Origin of the sequence: Paracoccus sp. pheM1 (assembly GCF_018499825.1) — a bacterium.
GTDB lineage: Bacteria > Pseudomonadota > Alphaproteobacteria > Rhodobacterales > Rhodobacteraceae > Paracoccus > Paracoccus versutus.
Genome location: NZ_JAGXCX010000001.1, coordinates 1,648,514 through 1,662,500, shown reverse-complemented (window position 1 = coordinate 1,662,500; position 13,987 = coordinate 1,648,514). Strand labels below are relative to the sequence as shown.

General features: G+C 63.8%; 15 protein-coding genes, 1 tRNA gene, 2 rRNA genes and 2 pseudogenes (1 of these 20 only partly in view). 14 read left to right on the top strand and 6 right to left on the bottom strand.

Going from position 1 to position 13,987, the window contains the following annotated elements; translation table 11 throughout:
• The 3 genes from KF941_RS08440 to KF941_RS08430 all read left to right on the top strand — a co-directional run.
• Positions 1-1,304, top strand: a 23S ribosomal RNA gene (locus KF941_RS08440) (it extends 1,543 nt beyond the left edge of the window).
• 139 nt (positions 1,305-1,443) lie between these two features.
• Positions 1,444-1,558, top strand: a 5S ribosomal RNA gene (gene rrf, locus KF941_RS08435).
• Positions 1,559-1,619: 61 nt separating this feature from the next.
• A tRNA-Met gene (locus tag KF941_RS08430) sits at positions 1,620-1,696 on the top strand.
• Here the strand turns inward: KF941_RS08430 and KF941_RS08425 are convergent.
• Positions 1,653-3,305, bottom strand: coding sequence for a recombinase family protein (locus tag KF941_RS08425; protein ID WP_214273674.1), 1,653 nt, complete (start codon positions 3,303-3,305; stop codon positions 1,653-1,655). The two genes, KF941_RS08430 and KF941_RS08425, sit on opposite strands and share 44 nt — an antisense overlap.
• Positions 3,306-3,818: 513 nt before the next feature.
• On the opposite strand from KF941_RS08425, the gene KF941_RS08420 reads away from it, so the two are divergent.
• From KF941_RS08420 to KF941_RS08390, 7 genes and pseudogenes are all read left to right on the top strand, one after another.
• Entirely contained in the window at positions 3,819-4,118 is a 300-nt protein-coding gene (locus KF941_RS08420) for a DUF1778 domain-containing protein (RefSeq protein WP_028714593.1), read from the top strand.
• Positions 4,119-4,164: 46 nt separating this feature from the next.
• Positions 4,165-4,632 carry a GNAT family N-acetyltransferase gene (locus KF941_RS08415; RefSeq protein ID WP_341802370.1) on the top strand — a complete coding sequence of 156 codons (468 nt, stop codon included), beginning with the start codon at positions 4,165-4,167 and terminating at the stop codon, positions 4,630-4,632.
• Between the two features lie 234 nt (positions 4,633-4,866).
• Positions 4,867-5,067: a DUF2285 domain-containing protein gene (locus KF941_RS08410; RefSeq protein ID WP_084637936.1), complete on the top strand. Its 201-nt coding sequence runs from the start codon at positions 4,867-4,869 to the stop codon at positions 5,065-5,067.
• Positions 5,067-5,261, top strand: coding sequence for a hypothetical protein (locus KF941_RS08405; protein WP_214273706.1), 195 nt, complete (start codon positions 5,067-5,069; stop codon positions 5,259-5,261). The genes KF941_RS08410 and KF941_RS08405 overlap by 1 nt, the downstream gene beginning before the upstream one ends.
• Before the next feature lie 200 nt (positions 5,262-5,461).
• Positions 5,462-5,899: a transposase gene (locus tag KF941_RS08400; protein WP_240540267.1), complete on the top strand. Its 438-nt coding sequence runs from the start codon at positions 5,462-5,464 to the stop codon at positions 5,897-5,899.
• The gene (tnpB, locus tag KF941_RS08395; RefSeq protein WP_214273084.1) at positions 5,893-6,252 is read left to right on the top strand and encodes an IS66 family insertion sequence element accessory protein TnpB; all 360 of its coding nucleotides are present in this window, start codon (positions 5,893-5,895) and stop codon (positions 6,250-6,252) included. The genes KF941_RS08400 and tnpB overlap by 7 nt, the downstream gene beginning before the upstream one ends.
• Before the next feature lie 68 nt (positions 6,253-6,320).
• Positions 6,321-7,616: pseudogene (locus tag KF941_RS08390) on the top strand (IS66 family transposase); the annotation flags it as partial.
• An 81-nt stretch (positions 7,617-7,697) separates the two neighbouring features.
• Here the strand turns inward: KF941_RS08390 and KF941_RS08385 are convergent.
• Entirely contained in the window at positions 7,698-9,185 is a 1,488-nt protein-coding gene (locus KF941_RS08385; RefSeq protein WP_346428994.1) for a recombinase family protein, read from the bottom strand.
• Complete coding sequence (locus KF941_RS27930) at positions 9,080-9,769, bottom strand: recombinase family protein (RefSeq protein WP_240540266.1); 690 nt, start codon at positions 9,767-9,769, stop codon at positions 9,080-9,082. Before KF941_RS27930 ends, KF941_RS08385 begins: the two co-directional genes overlap by 106 nt.
• Before the next feature lie 44 nt (positions 9,770-9,813).
• Here KF941_RS27930 and KF941_RS08380 point away from each other — a divergent pair, with 44 nt between their 5' ends.
• Both KF941_RS08380 and KF941_RS08375 read left to right on the top strand, forming a co-directional pair.
• Entirely contained in the window at positions 9,814-10,245 is a 432-nt protein-coding gene (locus tag KF941_RS08380) for a hypothetical protein (protein ID WP_214273083.1), read from the top strand.
• A pseudogene (locus KF941_RS08375) lies at positions 10,245-10,445 on the top strand (transposase domain-containing protein); the annotation flags it as partial. The gene KF941_RS08380 and the pseudogene KF941_RS08375, both read left to right, overlap by 1 nt.
• Here the strand turns inward: KF941_RS08375 and KF941_RS08370 are convergent.
• From KF941_RS08370 to KF941_RS08360, 3 genes are all read right to left on the bottom strand, one after another.
• Positions 10,394-10,618: a LysR family transcriptional regulator gene (locus KF941_RS08370; protein WP_084637888.1), complete on the bottom strand. Its 225-nt coding sequence runs from the start codon at positions 10,616-10,618 to the stop codon at positions 10,394-10,396. The pseudogene KF941_RS08375 and the gene KF941_RS08370 overlap by 52 nt on opposite strands.
• A gap of 163 nt (positions 10,619-10,781) precedes the next feature.
• Positions 10,782-12,152 carry an ATP-binding protein gene (locus KF941_RS08365; RefSeq protein WP_104494096.1) on the bottom strand — a complete coding sequence of 457 codons (1,371 nt, stop codon included), beginning with the start codon at positions 12,150-12,152 and terminating at the stop codon, positions 10,782-10,784.
• Positions 12,149-12,808, bottom strand: a complete 660-nt coding sequence (locus KF941_RS08360) for a response regulator transcription factor (protein ID WP_028710783.1) — start codon at positions 12,806-12,808, stop codon at positions 12,149-12,151. Before KF941_RS08360 ends, KF941_RS08365 begins: the two co-directional genes overlap by 4 nt.
• A gap of 141 nt (positions 12,809-12,949) precedes the next feature.
• Here KF941_RS08360 and KF941_RS08355 point away from each other — a divergent pair, with 141 nt between their 5' ends.
• Positions 12,950-13,264, top strand: a complete 315-nt coding sequence (locus KF941_RS08355; protein ID WP_104494098.1) for a PepSY domain-containing protein — start codon at positions 12,950-12,952, stop codon at positions 13,262-13,264.
• On the top strand, positions 13,257-13,889 hold the full coding sequence (locus KF941_RS08350; protein WP_104494095.1) for a cytochrome b/b6 domain-containing protein: 633 nt from the start codon (positions 13,257-13,259) through the stop codon (positions 13,887-13,889). Before KF941_RS08355 ends, KF941_RS08350 begins: the two co-directional genes overlap by 8 nt.
• Positions 13,890-13,987: the final 98 nt, after the last annotated feature.

Here is a 13,987-nt window from a genome sequence, read left to right as displayed (position 1 = left end):
AGGGGCTGCTGAGCGGTTCCTGGAAATAGCCCTCCACAAGACCGTACCCTAAACCGACACAGGTGGACTGGTAGAGAATACCAAGGCGCTTGAGAGAACCACATTTAAGGAACTCGGCAAAATACCTCCGTAAGTTCGCGAGAAGGAGGCCCCGTTGGCAGGCAACTGTCGGCGGGGGGCACAAACCAGGGGGTGGCGACTGTTTACTAAAAACACAGGGCTCTGCGAAGCCGTAAGGCGACGTATAGGGTCTGACGCCTGCCCGGTGCCGGAAGGTTAAAAGGAGAGGTGCAAGCCTTGAATTGAAGCCCCGGTAAACGGCGGCCGTAACTATAACGGTCCTAAGGTAGCGAAATTCCTTGTCGGGTAAGTTCCGACCTGCACGAATGGCGTAACGACTTCCCCGCTGTCTCAAATGTGGACTCAGCGAAATTGAATTGTCTGTGAAGATGCAGACTTCCCGCGGTTAGACGGAAAGACCCCATGCACCTTTACTATAGCTTCGCACTGGCATCAGGATTGCGATGTGCAGGATAGGTGGTAGGCATTGAGCCCGGGACGCCAGTTCCGGTGGAGCCATCCTTGAGATACCACCCTTCGCACTCTTGATGTCTAACCGCGGCCCGTTATCCGGGTCCGGGACCCTGCGTGGTGGGTAGTTTGACTGGGGCGGTCGCCTCCCAAAGAGTAACGGAGGCGCGCGAAGGTTGGCTCAGAGCGGTCGGAAATCGCTCGTCGAGTGCAATGGCAGAAGCCAGCCTGACTGCAAGACTGACAAGTCGAGCAGAGACGAAAGTCGGCCATAGTGATCCGGTGGTCCCGAGTGGAAGGGCCATCGCTCAACGGATAAAAGGTACGCTGGGGATAACAGGCTGATGATGCCCAAGAGTCCATATCGACGGCATCGTTTGGCACCTCGATGTCGGCTCATCTCATCCTGGGGCTGGAGCAGGTCCCAAGGGTATGGCTGTTCGCCATTTAAAGAGGTACGTGAGCTGGGTTTAGAACGTCGTGAGACAGTTCGGTCCCTATCTGCCGTGGGTGTAGGATACTTGAGAGGAGTTGCCCCTAGTACGAGAGGACCGGGGTGAACGTTCCACTGGTGGACCAGTTATCGTGCCAACGGTAGTGCTGGGTAGCTATGAACGGACAGGATAAACGCTGAAGGCATCTAAGCGTGAAGCCCCCCTCAAAACAAGGTATCCCTTGAGAGCCGTGGAAGACCACCACGTCGATAGGCCGGAGATGTAAGCGCAGCAATGCGTTCAGTTGACCGGTACTAATCGCTCGATAGGCTTGATTTGATCCGGAAGAAGACAGACCAGCTTGTCAAGGACAAGCAGCCCGCCTTCTTCCAAAAGCATCCTTGGACAATGTCTTCCCGATCCCGAAGCGGCGAAAGCCCGAAGGGAAGCGGAAACGCCGATCTCGCTCCTTTTCCGGTCTGGTGGCTTTAGCACGAGCAAAACACCCGATCCCATCCCGAACTCGGCCGTTAAGTGCCGTCGCGCCAATGGTACTGCGTCAAAAGACGTGGGAGAGTAGGTCACCGCCAGACCTGAAAAGAAGCGAAAATCTCTCGGAACGAAAAAGCACCGCAAACCACGCGATGCAAATGGCGCGGGGTAGAGCAGCCCGGTAGCTCGTCAGGCTCATAACCTGAAGGTCGCAGGTTCAAATCCTGCCCCCGCAACCATCTTTACTTGCGATTGCCCCGCCCCTCCGGCGGGGTTTTTCGTTTGTGCGGAAATCATAAGGATTCCAGCGAGATCGCCCTGGACGTCGATCTCCACTTTCCCCTCCACCGGCGTCAGCACGATCTTGTCCACCAGCGAGCGCAGGATGTCGGCCGCCTCGATCCGCTTTTCTTCCTCCTCGTCCTGCAAGGCTTCGTAGAGCTGCTGGACCCGCTTGCGGTATTGTAGCGCCATCGAGGGTTGCAGCAGGGGAGGCGGTTCTTCGGCCTCGGCCAAGAACGTGCGCAACTCGGCCTTCCGGCCTTCCAGCCGCTTCATGTCCTCCACGATGGCCTCAATCGGCCCGCCTGATTTGATGGCGGTCAGTAGCTTGGCCAGTTCGCGGTCGATCTTCGCCATCTCCGCCTCGGCCCCTGCGATGCCCGCACGGCCTTCCATCCGTAGCCGATTCATCTCCTGCGTGAACGTCTCGCAGAAGCGGGCGAACAGTTCGGGATCGACCAAGCGGGTCCGCAGCGCATTCAGCACGCGCGTCTCCAACTCGTCGCGCCGGATGTTGGTCCGGTTGTCGCAGGTGCCTTTGTTGCGCGCCGTCGAACAGCCGATCAGCGTGGCCGAGATCGCCGAATAGCCGCCCCCGCAGCAGGCGCAGCGGGTCAGGCCGGAAAAGAGGTATTTCGGCCGGCGGCGATGGTTCATCTTGCGGACGTCAGCCAGGCCGCTTTCATCGCGCTCGGTCCGCATCTCGCCCTGCCGCGCCTTCACCGCCTCCCACAGATCGTCATCGAGGATGCGCAGCTCCGGCGCCTCCTGAATGACCCATTCCGATTCCGGGTTGGGCCGGGCCTGCCGCTTGCCCGTATCGGGGTCTTTGACGAAGCGCTGGCGGTTCCAGACGATCTTGCCGACATACATCTCGTTGTTGAGAATGCCATTGCCGCGCTTCGGGTTGCCGTTGATCGTGCTGAAGCCCCAATCGCCGCCTGACGGCGCAGGGATATGGTCCCTGTTCAGGGCGAAGGCGATGGTCTTGGCCGACTTGCCGGCCGCGTAGTCGCGGAAGATGCGGCGCACGACCTCGGCCTGCGCCTCGTTGACGGTGCGATCGCCACGGACGGGCTCACCGTTGGCATCGAACTTCTTCACCACGTCATAGCCGTAGGAATTGCCGCCGCCCGACTTGCCGGCCTCGACGCGGCCGCGCTGTCCGCGCCGGGTCTTGTCGGCCAGATCCTTGAGGAACAGCGCGTTCATCGTGCCCTTGAGGCCGACATGCAGTTCGCTGATCTCGCCCTCGGACAGGGTGAACATCTTCACGTCGGCATAGCGCATGCGCTTGTAGATGCCGGCGATGTCTTCCTGGTCGCGGGAGAGGCGGTCCATCGCTTCGGCCAAGATCAGATCGAAGCGGCCGCCCATAGCGTCGGCCATGAGCGCCTGAATGCCCGGCCGGATCAGCGAGGCGCCGGAGATCGCGTGGTCCGAATACTCCTCGACGATGTGCCAGCCCTGTTTCTCGGCATGGAGGCGGCACATACGGAACTGGTCGGCGATGGAAGCGTCGCGTTGATTGTCGGAAGAATAGCGGGCGTAGATCGCGACTTTCAAAACGTGGCTCCCATCCGTATCAGGAGGAGCGCTTCCTCCTTTGCCGTGACATCTTCACTTCCTCTGCATAGCACTCCTGCGCCGCCTGCCTCGCCAGGATGCCGACCAGACGCAGAAGGCGCGGGTCTGGAGCGCCGCGCGGCGTAAACGTCAGCTCCGGCTCGTCCAGCAGCAAGGATTCGAGCAGCGCTTCGCGCTCTCCTCCTGTCATCTTTGCTGTGTTTCCTGGGGCTCGCAAGGTCATAACTTGCAGCATTCGCCCCGGAGGAAGCATAAGCAACGGAAATTGATGGCGAATATTCGGCGACAATTGGCGCGGGTGAGCGGGCTGTAGCGTAGCCCAGCGTGTCCCGGCGAGCCATGGCGTAGCAAAATAACCTATCGGAATCCCTCGCTGGCCCGGTCATCATTGGCCTCGTCGCCCCTCCTCATGAGGTCATTGACTGTTGATGTAACCCTATCGTATTGTAATTCGCGATACAAGGCACTATGTGCCGACCAAGGAGATTCGCCATGGCCACGAACGCCGAACGCAAGGAATATCCGATCTCGATGCGCCTGCCCGAGGCGGATGTCGCAATGATTGATCGCGCCGCCAGCCTCCGCGGCCGCTCGCGCACCGATTTCGTGCGCGACGCCGCTGTGCGCGCGGCCGAGGAGGTCGTCATGGAGCAGGGGCTGATCCGGATGAGTCCGGAGGGCTTCGCCGAGTTCATGGATGTGCTGGCGCGTCCTGCTGCTCCCGTTCCGGAGATGGTGGAAGTCCTGAAGCGGCCCGCGCCGTGGGAGCCCGGCTACGTGGCGAAGCGGTAAGCCATTGCAACTGTCAGGCCCCGAACCGCTTACCGCCGGTCACGAAGTGTCTGATTTCTCCTGTGGCAAGCCCACGCTTGACCACTGGCTGAAGACGCGCGCCCTCTCCAATCAGCAGAAGGGCTTCACTGCTGTTCTCGTGGTGCATGAGGCTGGGCGCGTGGTCGGTTACTACGGCCTGGCGCCGACTGCCGTTGTACCATCGGTGCTGCCGCGTTCGATCCGGACGGGGCAGCCACCCAATCCGGTCCCGTGCATGTTACTCGGCCAGCTTGCGACCGATACGGGATGGGCAGGGCTGGGCATCGGGACCGGTCTTTTGAAGCATGCTCTCCAGCGCTGCGTTCAGGCCGCTTCGCTGATCGGCGGACGGGCCTTGTTGGTCAATGCCGTCGATGGTGAAGCCGCCGAATTCTGGAGGCGGCGCGGCTTTGAGCCGTCCAGGGATGATCCCCTGGTTCTGCTCCGATCGATCAACGACATCGCAGCTTCGCTCCGCGAGGGTGGCGGATGAAAGCCGAAACTGCTTGCAAACGTAGCAGTCCGCCCAACCATCAAGATTGCAGCAGATCAGATCCGACCATGCAAATTCGTGTTTCTCTATTCTCCAACCTTCGCCAACAGATGGCCATCCTCCCCCTGACGCTTTGTGCCGCCGCTGGCGCTCCGCTCGAACCCGCCGCAGCTCAACCTCGGCCGCAGATTGGATACGCGCCTGACACGCCAGCAACGCGCGCGCCTCCGACGGATGCTGCGGGCCTTCGATGGCCATCGGGCCGGCGCGACGCAGCAGGAGATCGCGCGGGTTCTCCTGAACGCCGGCCGGCTTGACCGGGACGAATGGCAGGCATCTTCCGCCCGTCATGCCATCAAGGCACTCCTGCGTGACGCCCGTGCAATGGTTGCGGGCGGTTATCGAAAACTCCTGCGTCATCGCCGCCCACGATAGTGCGGCTTTGCGTCGGCAACAGCCACTTCGCCGCGCCGGTCGCCGGCGCGCGGCACTTCGGCGCGACGCTGCTCTACAAGATCAACTCCAGCACCAATGCGCGGATGCGCGGCTGGCTGGTGCTGAACGGCATAACGGAAATCCGCGGCTCGCGGGGGGGAGTTTCCGGCGCGCGTGTCTCCGAGGCGACGTAAGCGTCCGGCCTGACCGCCCTGCCGCGTGGTGAAAGAGGCGGATAGTGTCCACCATTGATAGTGGACACTATGGTGATGGCGTGGCGCGTCGGACGAAGCGACTTTGGACGGATGAGGAGTAAGCGCGACGCTGATCCCCTCCTGCCGCTGGTGATCTGAACGGGCCAATCTCCGTGCGCATGAACGTCGGAGGTGTTGGCTTGGAACGAGACGGCAAAATGGGCGGCCATTTGGACGGCTTCTCGGATGGTGGGGTTTCGCGGCTGGAAGTGATGGAGGGGCCGACCGGGCGTCAGCGACGCACGAAGGCGGAGCGGGCGCGGATTGCGGCGGAAAGCTTGGTGCCGGGAACTTCGGTGACCGAAGTCGCGCGGCGGCACGGGACGACGCGCTGGCAGGTTTATGACTGGCGGAAGAAGCTACGGGACGGACAGCTTGTCGTGCCCGAGAGCGTGGCGGCACTGCCGATGTTTGCAGAACTGGTCGTCGAGGGCGCCGCAGCGGAGATGCCGGCAGAGACGGAGGCCAGCACCGGCGTGGAGATCGTTGTGGGTGATGTCGTGATCCGCGTCGGCGCAGATACCGATGAGGTTCTGCTTACGCGGTCGATCCGAGCGGCGCGGGCGGCGGCATGGTGATGCTCGGCCAGGGCGGGCCGGTGAAGGTCTACGTGGCGACGCGGCCGGTGGACTTCCGCAAGGGCATCGACGGGCTGGCGCTGGCGGTGCAGGAGATGTTCGGGCTCGACCCGTTCTGCGGGGCGGTCTTCGTCTTCCGGGCGAAGCGGGCAGATCGTATCAAGATTCTGGTCTGGGACCAGACCGGGATGGTGCTCGTTCACAAGCGCCTCGAGGGCGGCAAGTTCGTCTGGCCGCAGGTGCGGGATGGGGTGATGCGCCTGTCCTCGGCGCAGCTGGCGGCGCTGTTCGAGGGGTTGGACTGGAGACTGGTAAGACCCGAGCGGGTGCGCCGCCCGCTGGTTGCAGGGTAAGTGCATCCGACGCACTGGAGGCCCCGTTTTTACTGGCCAGAACGGCATCAGCGTGATTCACTTCAGGCATGGATGCCGACACTCTCAGCCGCGAGAACGCTCATCTGAAGGCCCGCCTCGCGGAGGTCGAGGCAGCGCTCGCGGAGGTACAGGAGGCAAACCGCCGGCTGGAGGGTATCCTGCGCACCTCGCAGCGCGAGCGCTTTGGCAAGAGTTCCGAGAAGTTGTCACCCGACCAGTTCAATTTGCCGCTCGAGGACGCCGAACTGGCCCAGGGCGTGCTTGAGGCCGCGCAGGAGAAGGCTGAAGCCGCGCTTTCCCGGGCGCGAGGGGAAGAACCTCGCAAGCCCGCGCGCAACCGTGGGCATCTGCCGGCGCATCTGCCCCGGGTCGAGCGCGTGATCGAGCCGGCCAGCACCCTTTGCCCCTGCGGTTGTGGTGAGATGGCCCGGATCGGGGAGGATGTCTCCGAGCGGCTCGACGTGATCCCGGCGCAGTTCCAGGTTCTTGTGACGCGGCGCCCCAGATATGCCTGTCGCCGCTGCTCGCAGGCCGTAGTGCAGGCTCATGCGCCCGAGCACGTCGTGCCGGGCGGCCTGCCCACCGAGCGGCTGATCGCATGGATCATCATCTCGAAGTTCGGCGACCACCTTCCGTTTTACCGCCAGGCGGGGATCTTCGAGCGGCAGGGGCTCCACCTCGACCGCGGCACATTCGGCAATTGGGTCGGCCGCGCCTGCTTCCACCTGATGCCCGTGATCGACCACATGAAGGTCCACCTGCGCGTCGCCGACCGGATCTTCGTCGACGAGACCCGCGCGCCTGTTCTGGAGCCGGGCCGGAAGGCCACCAAGAGCGGCTACTTCTGGGCCGTCGTATCCGACGATCGCGGGCATGGCGGTGCCGGCCCGCCCCTCGTGCTGTTCCACTACGCTCCCGGTCGGGGACGGGAACATCCGCTTAGGTTCCTGGCCGGATACCGCGGCCGGTTCCTGCAATGCGACGCCTACCAATCCTACAATGCGCTGACCGAGATCACGCGCGATGAGGGGCCGTGGCAGCTGGTCTATTGCTGGACCCACGTCCGCCGCCGCTTCGTCAAACGCGTCGAGAGCGACGGCTCGCCCATCGCCGAGGAGATGCTGCGCCAGATCGCATTGCTGTATCAGATCGAAAAGACCGTGCGCGGCAAGGACCCGGCCGTCCGCATGGCCATCCGACGCGAGCAATCCGCCCCGATCATCTCCGCGCTCAAGCCCTGGCTGGAGACCCAGCTCTCGCGCATCCCGCGGAAGTCCCTGCTGGCCGAGGATATCCGCTACACCCTCGCGCACTGGCCCGGCCTGATCCGCTTTATCGACGATGGCACCCTCGAGCTGGACACCAACCCGGTCGAAAACCAGATCCGTCCGATCGCGAGTGGTGAGTCATTGTGCCCCTCTTCTTCAAGTATCTGGAAACATTTGAAGTTGGTCTCGGCTAACGGTGTGACGCGGGCGCCCTTTCTGCCGGAGGGCCTTGATGACGTCATCATTCTCAAGATCATCGGCCCGGATTTGCCATGGCGCGCCCGGAACGACCTGCTCGGCAGGCAGGATCCCGTCCTGGATCATCCGCCGCACGACATGGCTGGTCACCCCGAGTTTTGCCGCGGCCTCGCGCATTGTGAGCCATGCTCCGTCCTTCTCGGCCGAGCGAAAGGCGTGGATCCTGCGGACCCTGCGGATGGAGGCCACTCGGTGCGCCGTCCATGTCTTGTCCTGGCCGGTCCGCACGCCCATCCGGTTCAAGGTTGCCGCGATATCGGCGTCGGAAAAGCGCGTTGCCATGCTTTCCATCACGACAAGGGCCTGCTCAGGCGTCTGGCAACCGTGCTCCCCCGTCCGTGGCTTGCGCACCCGCAATTGCGAATGCTGACCGCCTTGCCAGTGGATCGTCAGCACGACCTCCCGTGTCGCGTCATCGACATCGGCGATGATGTCCGAGATCAGCGCCCGGATCAGTTGCTGGCGGCTTCGGGTCGTGACGCCCTGCGCCGACCAGGCTGCGGAGAGGTCCGCCGCCAAGCCCTCGAAGTCGGGCATCGGCGCGGTCGGGTCCAAGGTATCCGTTGCGGCAAGGCGCGCCCGGCAAGCCTCGACGCGCCGCAACGCAGCTTCCCAATGCTTCTCGAGCTGGGCTGCGATAAGCCGGTTCTCCGGGTCGCAGGCGGCATAGCGCCGTTCCGCCAGCGAAGCATCGTATTCTGACTGCTGCAGGTCGAGTTCGGCTACGCGCCGGCGCTCGGCCTCTCCTTCCCTGTGCATTCGCTCCGCCTCCAGCGCGGCCTCGATCGCCATCGGCTCGACCACGCGCAGTATCTCCGATGCGATCGCGGCGTCCACACGGGATCCGCCGAAGCTGAGACAGCGCGGCAGGCCGAGCATGAGATTGGGCCGGTCGCAGCGATAGGTCGGACGCCCCGGCGGGGCGCCGGCATAGGCGACGGCCAGGCCGCGGCCACAGCGCCCGCAGGTCAGCATGCCGGCAAGAAGGGCACGACCGCCCCGCCCCGACTTCTGTCCTCCCGCACGTCCATAGGCGTTGGCTGCGAGCAGCATCTGGTTCCGCTCGTATTCCGCCCAATCGATATAGGCGGCATGATGATCGCGGATCAACACGTCCCACGCCTCAGGCGGCTTGCCATGGCCGTAGGTCTTGCGCGCGCGACCGTCGACCAGTTCGATGCGCTTCTCGCTCTTTCCATAGACATAGGCCCCGGCGTAGAAGGGGTTCTTCAGCAGCCCGATGACGTTGCGATAGCGGATCGCCGTCCAGTCGAAGGAGGTCAGGCGCTTGCCGTCCGAGGGGCGCGGAAAGAACACCCCCTCCGCCGCCAGCGACAGATGCGCCTGCCGTGCGCTGCCGAGCTGGCGGAATCGCTCGAAGACCAGCCGGATGACCTGCTGGAGCCGGAAGTCGGGATCGAGGCCGAGGCCGGCCTCGCGATGCCAGATATAGCCATCGGCACGCTGATCCGAAGTTCGCCACGGCGCGCCTTCGCCCGGGCGGCGTCAAGCATGCGCGCCCGGATCACCCCGAGCTCGAACTCGCTGATGCTGCCCTTCATGCCGAGCAGCAGGCGGTCGTTCGGCAGGCAGGGATCGTAGATGCCATCGAGGTCGATGACACGCGCCTCGACAAGCCCGCACAGTTCGAGCAGGTGGTGCCAGTCCCTGCCGTTGCGCGCCAGCCGCGAAGCGTCAAAGCAGAGCACGGCGCCGACTTCCCCGGCGCACAAGGCGGCGACAAGCTTCTCGAAGCCGGGCCGGGCCACCATGCCGCTGGCGGAGCGGCCGAGATCGTCGTCGATCACATCCACGGTCCTGAAACCACGACGACGCGCGACCTCGACCAGTTCATATTGCCGTCGCCGGCTCTCGGTGTTGAGCTCCACCTGGGCCGGGGTCGATTGGCGCACATAGACCACCGCCTTGCGCTGCAGGATGGCCGGTGGAAGGAGATCACCGTCCATCATCGTCTTGCTCCAACTTGCTCGTTCCCGCCGCTTCGGCCAGCAAAATGGCCAGGCGCGTCAACACCTGCTGGCGCTCCCGTGGGCTCATTCCGCGCAACCGCTCCGAGTCGAACTGCATCTGCAGTTGCCTGGGGCTCGACGGCCCGGTGGGCAGGTCTTGCATCGGTCTGTTCCTTTCCGGCGATGACATCACCGGAAGAGCTTCGCCGAAGACCGTGCCGACTCAGAAGGTCATCGAGATCCGACAGGGCCGCGAGCGATACGCGCGGTGTGCCGAGGTCCATGCCGGTGCAAGCCGCCGGGTCGAGCATCCACGCGGCCACGACCATGAAGATACCAGGCAGCACCTCGATATGGACAAACTGACCGGACTTGCGTCGGTCGACACGCTCGACCCGAAACTGTCGGCCGAAAAGCGCGTGCCACCGGTAATGCACCTCAACAAGTTGCCCGACATGGGCAGAATGAACGGGTGATGGCCCTCGGGCGGAAAAACTACCTATTCGTCGGTTCCGAGGCAGGTGGAAAGGCCGCCGCCATCGCCTACACCCTGATCGAAACAGCCAAGCTCAACGTCAGCGATCCCCATGCCTGGCTCGCCGACACCCTGGCCCGTATCCCTGATTACAAGATCACAAAGGTCGATGACCTGCTGCCTTGGAAATGGCCCGGGTAGCGCTCAGGCCGGACGCTTACTTCGAGGTCGGCAATGCAGCGGCTGATTGCCGATTGCGACAGACCCAGTGAATTTCCTGCCTTTCGGAAGCTGCCGTGCTCGGCAGCGGCTATGAAGTAACGTAGGTGGCGAAATTCAATAGCATCCGAAGATGTAACCAATTTTCTGGTCATGCTGCCCCGTCCGCCTTTGTCGGCAGGGCTACTGTCACCACGGGCGCGCGCTAGGCTTTGTCCTTTCGAGATCAACATTCTGCGCCCCTTATATACAGATGCATCCTGTTCCGGCGGACACAGCCAGCCCAATAGTTTTCAGATCTGCTGGCCGGCTATCGGCTCAACGAAAGACTGCGCTCGCCTGGCTGGGCGGTATTGGTTGCTTTGAAGCTGTCGGCAAAACCACCGCCGCTTCAAAGCCAGACGAGCTTCCCGGTCTCGGCGACTGCAAGGTGAGCTTTGACGAAATCCGGTCCGCAATGCTGGCGACGATGGCAAGGCCAAGCCCGCTGCCTTCCGTTCCGGTTGTCCCCCTCTCAAAACGGCGGGCCAGCCGGCCAAGTGCTTCTGTCGGCACAACAAGGCCGTCATTGGCGACGCGGAACGTGCCATCCTCACCGAGGCTTACCTCGATCGGCTCGTCAGATGCGCCGTGCCGCAGGGCGTTCTCGACCAGGTTGCGGCAGATGATGCCAAACGCATCGGGGTCGAGGTCGGACATTACCGGGTGCTCCGGCAGAGCGAGTGCGATCCGGTTCGGTGCGGTCCTCTCGATATCGTCCACGACCAGACGGGCGGTGATGCGAAGATCGGATAGGTGATCGAGCCGCAACCGCCCGCCCTCCGCCCGAGCCAGTTGCAGCAGCCGCTCGGCGATCCGGGCCAGCCGCTTCAGCGAGGCCTCGATCTCGGCGGCCCTGTGGCCGGCGCCGGTATCTTTCGTTTCCACCTGTATCCGCTGGGCCTGCGCGATTGCGCCTGCCAGCGGTGTTCGCAATTCATGCGCTGCGTTGGCGGCGAAGGTGCGTTCGGCCTCGAATGTGGACTTGAGCTGCGCCAGCAGCACATTGACCGCCAGCCCCACCGGGGTGACCTCGACGGGGAGATCGTTGCAGGCGACGGGGGCAAGGTCGCGCGGTGAACGCGCGGCCAGCCGGTCGCGGTAGCGGCGCAGCGGGGCCAGGCCCGAGCGGACGGTCAATACGATCGCCAGCAGCGCGGCCGGGATGAACACCAGCAGTGGCAGTCCCAGGCCCGCCCAGACATCGCGTGCCGCCGCCGCGCGATGGGCAAGCGGCTCGGCGACCGTGAGGCGGATCGTGCCTTGCAGGGCGTCCTCGCCATACAGGCGATGGGTTGCGGTCGTGTGAAAGCCCGGCCCATCCCATTCCGGGAAGATGGAGGGGTCGGCCTCATGCGATTGCAGAAGGATTCTCCCCATGTCATCCCGCACGATATAGGTGAGGAATTCGTCGTGGTCGCGCAGGTCGGCAAGGTGTTGCGTCACACCTTCCTCCTCACGTCCGACGATCTCGACAGCGGCCAGCGGCAACAGGCGCTGCGCCGCCTCCTGTAGTGACGAGTCGAAGATCCTGTCCATCTCGTGCCGCAGCATGACCGCCGTGGTGGCGGCGGCGGCGATCCACAGCAGCGTCAGAAGGATGCCCAGAGACACCCCCAACCGCATCTGAAGGCTGCGTGGCATCGTCATGGCGAACCCAGCCGGTAGCCCAATCCGCGCTCGGTCTCGATCACCTCGGCGCCCAGCTTCTTGCGCAGCCGGCTGACATGGACCTCGATGGTGTTGCTTTCCACCTCGGTATCGAAGGCATAAAGCTTTTCCTCAAGCTGTGCCTTGGACAGAAGCTGGCCGGGGCGCGTGAGGAACGCCTCGAACAGCGCCCATTCGCGCGCCGTCAGTTGCACCGGCCGGCCGTCGCGGCGGATGCTGCGCGAGGCAAGGTCGACGGCAAGCGCGCCGTGGACGATGATCGGGTTGGGATTGCCGCTATAGCGCCGCGCGACCGAGCCGATGCGCGCGGAAAGCTCGGCCAGATCGAAGGGCTTGACCAGATAGTCGTCGGCGCCGGCGTTCAAGCCTTCGATCCGGTCCGAGATCTGGTCCAGCGCGGTCAGGATGATCACCGGCGTCACGTCGCCGCCGGCGCGCAGCGACCGAAGGAAGGTGATGCCGCGTCCGTCGGGCAGCATGAGGTCCAGCAATACCAGATCATAGCCGGCGCCGGCCATCGCATCGCCGGCCGCATCCAGGCGCGTGACCCAGTCCACCGACTGGCCACCCGCGGCGATCTGGTCCCGCACGGCGGCGCCCAGAACGGTGTCGTCCTCGATCAGCAGGATTCGCATGATCTTCCTACTCATTTGCCTCTGGCCATTATGGCGATCCGGGCTGACGCAAAGCTGATGGCGGGACGCCCCAGGCTTCAGCATCCCGTCAGGTTCGCGACGCAGAATGTCATCCGATGGCCGTTATGCGGAGTGTGGTCCATGAAGAGATCGCTGACAATTCTGACCTTTCTCGCGGCCCTTCCGTGCGGGGCTGCACTTGCCGGCGACGACTGTGCCGTGCCGCTGGCAGACTGGCAGCCAAGAAGCGCGGTGGTGCGGCTCGCGGAAGAAAACGGATGGGTGGTGCGGCGCATCAAGATCGACGACGGCTGCTACGAGATAAAAGGCACGGACCGGGAAGGACGCCGCATCGAGGTGACGGTCGATCCCGGCACGCTTCAGGTAATCGAGGTCGAATACGAGGACGGAGGTGAACGGCACTTCCGTGAGGGCAGGGGACGCAAACATGATTGAGGCGAAAAGGGACGGCGGTATTTCGGACGTTGCCGATACCACGCGCATGGTGCGGGTCTGGGATCCGGTGGTGCGCAGCTTTCATTGGGGCCTGGTTGCCGCCTTTGCAGTGGCATGGCTCGCGGCTGACGAGGTGCGGCCGCTTCACGAGGCGGCCGGCTATGCGGTGGCGGCATTGCTTGTGCTCCGCCTGATCTGGGGTTTTGTCGGCAGTCACCATGCCCGCTTCGCGCAATTCATGCGTGGCCCTGCCGCAACGCTGGTCTATCTCGGAGACATGCTGCGCGGGCGGGAGCGGCGCCATCTCGGGCACAACCCGGCCGGCGCCGCGATGATCGTGGCACTTATGGTTACGCTTTCCGGCACCGCGCTAAGCGGCTGGCTGCTCGAACAGTCGATCGAGGAAGCCCGTGCCGTGAGGGTTGTGGGCGAGCATGGCGGCCGGGAAGTCAGGGGGGACAAGACCTTGAAGGAGGTGCATGAAACGCTGGCCAACCTGGCGTTGGTCCTCGTGGCCCTGCATGTCGGAGGTGTGGCGCTCACCTCATGGCGCCATCGGGAGAACCTGCCCCGTGCCATGGTCACGGGCCGAAAGCGCCCCCCTGGCGCAAATGACGTGACCTGAACATTACGCATTCCCACTGTTGTTGCGGCCCCGTCTGTCTGGCGGGGCCGGTTTGTTTTGCGCGACCGTTGCGGTTCGTCGGGGCAGGCTGACGGAAA

What these genes read in the sequence shown, in the direction of transcription:
- KF941_RS08420 (WP_028714593.1), top strand. Translation starts at nt 3,819, where the DNA reads ATGGCCACGAACGCCGAACGCAAGGAATATCCGATCTCGATGCGCCTG.
- KF941_RS08410 (WP_084637936.1), top strand. Translation starts at nt 4,867, where the DNA reads ATGCTGCGGGCCTTCGATGGCCATCGGGCCGGCGCGACGCAGCAGGAG.
- tnpB (WP_214273084.1), top strand. Translation starts at nt 5,893, where the DNA reads ATGGTGATGCTCGGCCAGGGCGGGCCGGTGAAGGTCTACGTGGCGACG.
- KF941_RS27930 (WP_240540266.1), bottom strand. Translation starts at nt 9,769, where the DNA reads ATGATGGACGGTGATCTCCTTCCACCGGCCATCCTGCAGCGCAAGGCG.
- KF941_RS08380 (WP_214273083.1), top strand. Translation starts at nt 9,814, where the DNA reads ATGGCCAGGCGCGTCAACACCTGCTGGCGCTCCCGTGGGCTCATTCCG.
- KF941_RS08370 (WP_084637888.1), bottom strand. Translation starts at nt 10,618, where the DNA reads ATGACCAGAAAATTGGTTACATCTTCGGATGCTATTGAATTTCGCCAC.
- KF941_RS08365 (WP_104494096.1), bottom strand. Translation starts at nt 12,152, where the DNA reads ATGACGATGCCACGCAGCCTTCAGATGCGGTTGGGGGTGTCTCTGGGC.
- KF941_RS08360 (WP_028710783.1), bottom strand. Translation starts at nt 12,808, where the DNA reads ATGCGAATCCTGCTGATCGAGGACGACACCGTTCTGGGCGCCGCCGTG.
- KF941_RS08355 (WP_104494098.1), top strand. Translation starts at nt 12,950, where the DNA reads ATGAAGAGATCGCTGACAATTCTGACCTTTCTCGCGGCCCTTCCGTGC.
- KF941_RS08350 (WP_104494095.1), top strand. Translation starts at nt 13,257, where the DNA reads ATGATTGAGGCGAAAAGGGACGGCGGTATTTCGGACGTTGCCGATACC.